2 protein-coding genes and 2 pseudogenes are annotated in these 4,123 nt (G+C 70.3%); all 4 read left to right on the plus strand.

Annotated elements, in window-relative coordinates:
• The first annotated feature begins 140 nt into the window (after nt 1-140).
• Nucleotides 141-1,584 (plus strand): annotated as a pseudogene (gene murC / locus AC2W7C_RS14120) (UDP-N-acetylmuramate--L-alanine ligase).
• Nucleotides 1,581-1,880, plus strand: a pseudogene (locus tag AC2W7C_RS14125) (GFA family protein); the annotation flags it as partial. The pseudogenes murC and AC2W7C_RS14125, both read left to right, overlap by 4 nt.
• A gap of 103 nt (nt 1,881-1,983) precedes the next feature.
• Nucleotides 1,984-2,898, plus strand: coding sequence for a UDP-N-acetylmuramate dehydrogenase (gene murB / locus AC2W7C_RS14130; RefSeq protein WP_486002005.1), 915 nt, complete (start codon nt 1,984-1,986; stop codon nt 2,896-2,898).
• Between the two features lie 36 nt (nt 2,899-2,934).
• A partial coding sequence (locus tag AC2W7C_RS14135; protein WP_486002006.1) for an MASE1 domain-containing protein occupies nt 2,935-4,123 on the plus strand: 1,189 nt, incomplete at its 3' end.

Consider the following 4,123-nt stretch of genomic DNA (forward strand, 5'->3'; position numbering starts at 1 on the left):
GGAGGGGGACCATGCGAAGCATGGTGGAGGGGCGTCAAAGCGAGCGCGGTCCAACACCCCTCCACCGCTTCGCGGTCCCCCTCCCCCGCTGGGGGAGGAACGGTGTCGCATTCCGCCCGAACCCCTGCTAACCCGCTTCGATGATCGCTCGCCTTCGCCCCGTCCCCTTCGACCTCGGTCCGGTCCATTTCGTGGGCATAGGCGGCATCGGCATGAGCGGCATCGCCGAGATCATGCTGAAGATCGGCTATTCGGTGCAGGGCTCGGACGCCAAGGCCAGCGCCAACACCGAGCGGCTGGAAAAGCTGGGCGCCCGGATCTTCATCGGCCACGACGCGGCCCACGTCGGCGACGGCGTCTCGGCGGTGGTCTATTCAACCGCGGTCAAGGCCTCGAACCCTGAGATGGTCGCCGCCCGCGAGCGCCGCATCCCCCTGGTCCGCCGTGCCGAAATGCTGGCCGAATTGATGCGACTGCAGTTCTCGATCGCGGTCGGGGGCACCCACGGCAAGACGACGACGACCTCGATGGTCGCGGCCCTGCTGGACGCCGCGGGCCTGGACCCGACGGTGGTCAACGGGGGGATCATCAACGCCTACGGAACCAACGCCAAGGTCGGCGACGGCGACTGGATCGTGGTCGAGGCCGATGAATCGGACGGCAGCTTCCTGCGCCTGAAGTCGACGGTGGCCATCGTCACCAACATCGACCCCGAGCACCTGGACCATTACGGCGACTTCGACGGCGTGCGGAAGGCGTTCGTGGACTTCGTCGAGAACATCCCCTTCTACGGCTTCGCGGCCGTCTGCCTGGACCACCCCGAGGTGCAGCGGCTGGTGGCCTCGATCGACAATCGCCGGCTGGTCACCTACGGCCTGAACCCCCAGGCCATGGTCAGGGCCGAGAACTGCGACATGGGCCCCGACGGCTGCCGCTTCGACGTGGTGATCCAGCAGCAGGGCCTGGCCGCCCTGGACGAGCCGATCCGCATCGAGGGCCTGCACCTGCCGATGGCCGGCTGGCACAACGTCTCCAACGCCCTGGCCGCCATCGCCGTGGCGCGCGAGCTGGACGTCTCGGACGAAGCCATCAAGGCGGGCCTGGCCGGCTTCGGCGGGGTCAAGCGTCGCTTCACCACCACCGGGGTGGCCAACGGCGTACGGGTCATCGACGACTACGGCCATCACCCGGTCGAGATCGCCGCGGTGCTGAAAGCCGCCCGCCAGGTGGCGCAGAAGGGCGAGGAGTCCGGGCGCGTCGTCGCCGTGGTCCAGCCGCACCGGTTCACCCGACTCAGGGACCTGATGGAGGAGTTCTCTACCTGCTTCTCAGACGCCGACGCGGTGATCGTCGCCGACGTCTATCCCGCGGGGGAGACGCCGATCGAGGGGGTGGACAAGCACGCGCTGGTCGACGGCATTCGCCGCTTCGGCCACCGCTCGGTTCAGCCGCTGGACGGCGTCGAGGCCCTGCCGGTCCTGATCCGCGACGAGGCCGGCCGGCGATCTGGTGGTCCTGCTGGGCGCAGGCGACATCACCCAGTGGGCCTATGCGTTGCCGGCCCAACTGGAGGCGCTGGGGTGACGCTCTTCGCCACGGGCGGTTGCCAGTGCGGAGCGGTGCGCTACGCCCTCGACGCGCCGCCGACGAAGGCCGAGTTCTGCCACTGCCGGATGTGCCAGAAGGCGGTGGGCAATGTCTTCGCTGCCTATGCGGATTTCGATCGGTCGGCCGTGCGGTGGCTGACGCGGGAGCCGAAGACCTATCGCTCGTCGGACATCGCCCGGCGTGGCTTCTGCGAGACCTGCGGTACGCCGCTGACCTATGACGGCGACACGGATACGACGCTGGCCGTCACGATCGGCAGCCTGGACGACCCGAACCTCATCCCCAACCAGGGCCATTGCGGAATCCAGTCCAAGGTCGCCTGGCTGGAATTGAACGACGCCTGCCGCGGCGGGCCACCGGAGAAGCCTATTCGTCATGACGATCAATCTGCCCGAAGTTCGCGGCAAGCTGCTGCGCGACGAGCCGCTGGGGCCCTTCACCTGGTTCCGGGTGGGGGGGAACGCGGACGTGCTGTTCATCCCGGCGGACGCGGACGACCTGGCCGGCTTCCTGAAGGCGCTGGATCCCGCCGTGCCGGTCATGGTGCTGGGCGTGGGCTCCAACGTCATCGTGCGCGACGGGGGGGTCGAGGGCGTGGTGGTGCGTCTGGCCGGCCGCCCCTTCGCCGGGATCGCGGCGGACGGCGACGCCATCACGGCGGGCGCGGGCGCGTTGGACTCGATGGTGGCGAGGGCCTCGGCCAAGGCCGGGATCGGGGGGCTGGAGTTCTACGCGGGCATCCCGGGGACCATCGGCGGGGCCCTGACGATGAACGCCGGCTGCTACGGCTCGGAGACCAAGGACATCCTGGTCTCGGCCTGGGGCCTGACACGGTCCGGCGACCGGGTCGACTACGCCCTGGCCGACTTCGGTTACACCTACCGCCATTCCGAGGCGCCGGCCGAGATCATCTGGATCGAGGCGGCCTATCGCGGGACGCCGGCCGACCCGGCCCAGGTCCAGGCCCGGATCGAGGAGATCACCAGCCGCCGCGAGCAGACGCAGCCGATCCGCGAGAAGACCGGGGGCTCCACGTTCAAGAACCCGCCGGGCCATTCGTCTTGGAAACTGGTGGACGAGGCCGGGTGGCGCGGGCGGCTGCACGCCGTGACCGGCGGAGGGGCCAAGTTCAGTGAGCTGCACTCCAACTTCATGATCAATCCGGGCGAGGCCACCGCCGCCGACATCGAGGGCCTGGGCGAGGCGGTTCGCGCCGACGTCGCGGCCAAGCTCGGCGTGCGGCTGGAGTGGGAGATCAAGCGGATCGGGCGGCTGGCGCAAGAGGCTTAATCCCGCGTACACCACGTTCGGCCAAGCTGGGCCGTCATGACGCACTCCCGGCCCTGGTCCGACTTCGCCCCGGCGCGCCTGCCCGCCTTCGCGGCCCTGGGCGTCGTGGTGGGATTGCTCTGCTACGGCTCCTCGCTGTTCTTCGAGGGCTCCCCGGGAATCACCGCCTTCTGGCCGGCCAACGCGGTGGGTCTGGCGTTCGTCCTGCGGATGTGTCGCACGCCGTTCGAAAGGCGGCTGGCGCTGGCGGCGATCCTGGTCGCGATGATCGCCGCGAACCTGGCGATGGGCCGTGCCTGGGACGTGTCGGCGGCCTTCCCGGTCGCCAATGTGACCGAGATCGCCGTCGCCGCCTGGTTCATGCGCCGGATCGCCATGCCGCTATGCGGCCTGCGGGACCTGCGCCAGTTTTTGCTGGGGGCCGTGCTGGCCGGGCCGCTGGCCTCCACCCTGATCGCGGCGCTGTTCCTGTTCGCGCGTCTGGGAGTCAGCGGCGAGACGCTGGCGGCGCAGGCCGGCGTCTGGTTGCTGGCTGACACCATGGGCATGGCCATCGTGGCTCCGTTCGCCCTGTCGCTGGGGCTGGTGAGCCGCGGCGGCTGGCTGAAGGCCCTGGCCGGGCCGACGGCCATCGGCGCGGTGTGTTTCCTGCTATGCTGGCAGACGCAGCTGCCGGTGGCCTTCATGGCCTTTCCCATGGTCGCCTGGGCCGCGCTGAACGACCGCGACCGAGGGGCCGCCCTGGGCGTCGGCGCGATTGCGATCGCGGTGATCGGCGCCGCCGCTCTGGGCGAAGGACCGGTCTCGCGCATGCCCCGCTTCGGCGTGGATCCGGGCCTTGTCGTGCCGGTCTTCTTCGGCGCCCTGGTCCTCACCGCCTATCCGCTGGCGGCCTTGCTGAAGGAGCTGGACCTGCTCGCCCAGGCGCTGGACCGCCGCCGGGCGGCCGCCGAGAACGACAGCGCCGCCAAGTCCGAGCTGATCGGACGCGTGGGCGAGGAGCTGCGCTCGCCCCTGACCGGCGTGGTCACGGTGGCCGAGATGCTGCGCAGCGGTCGGCTGGGCGAACTGAACGAGCGCCAGCGCGACCTTCTGGCCCGGATCGCCGAGAGCGGAGCCGAGATCGAGAGCCTCAGCCGCGAGATGGTCGCCTTGGCCGACGGCGGCCGCCTGGCGGAGCGCGCCGCGCCCGTGGCCGAGGTGGTGGGCGAGGCGGTGGCCTCGG

It is taken from the genome of Brevundimonas sp. CURTG3B2_SDJG (assembly GCF_057364705.1).